Source organism: Streptomyces chiangmaiensis (assembly GCF_036281785.1).
In the GTDB taxonomy this organism is placed as follows: domain Bacteria; phylum Actinomycetota; class Actinomycetes; order Streptomycetales; family Streptomycetaceae; genus Streptomyces; species Streptomyces chiangmaiensis.
On the sequence record NZ_JAYWVC010000695.1, the window covers coordinates 1 to 682 of the forward strand.

1 pseudogene is annotated in these 682 nt (G+C 70.5%); it reads right to left on the reverse strand.

The features are described 5' to 3' along the window. Positions 1–118: 118 nt before the first annotated feature. Positions 119–682, reverse strand: a pseudogene (locus VXC91_RS46470) (hypothetical protein); the annotation flags it as partial.

Here is a 682-nt window from a genome sequence, read left to right on the forward strand (position 1 = left end):
AATCTTTGGAGGACCTCTGGTCCCAGCGACTTGCTGGGACCAGAGGTCCTTTTTGTTTTTCCGGAGCGCGTCGGGTACCCGGCTGCGCGAGAATGACTTGCGGTACCGAAGACAGGAGTCACCGATGTCCACCAACTCTCCCGACGAGCGTCCTGAGCGCGACCAGCGCCGCCGGGACAGTGGTGACCGAGGCGGCTATCGCGGAGGGGCGCGCCGCGACGACCGTGGTGGCTACGGCCGGCGTGACGACCGCCGGGGCGAGGAACGCGGCGGAGATGGACGGCGTGCCGACGACCGCGGTGGCTACGGCCGGCGTGACGATCGCCGCGAGGGGCGTCGTGACGACCGTCGGGACACTGAGCGCGGCGATCGTGGTGGGTTCCGCCGTGATGACCATGCCGGACATGGAGACCGCGGCGGACGTCCCTCCTTCCGGCGCGACGAGCGACCGGGCGGCCCGCGTCGCGACGATCGCGACCGGGGCTTCCGTGGGGACGGTGACCGTGGTGGCTACGGCCGGCGTGACGACGACCGTGGTGGTCACGGTCGTCGCGACGATGACCGTGGTGGCTACGGTCGCCGTGAGGACGGCCGTGGGGAGCGCCGTGACGACCGCGACCGCGGCTTCCGCCGTGACGATCAACGCGGTGGTTATGGTCGTCGCGACGATGACCGTGGTGGC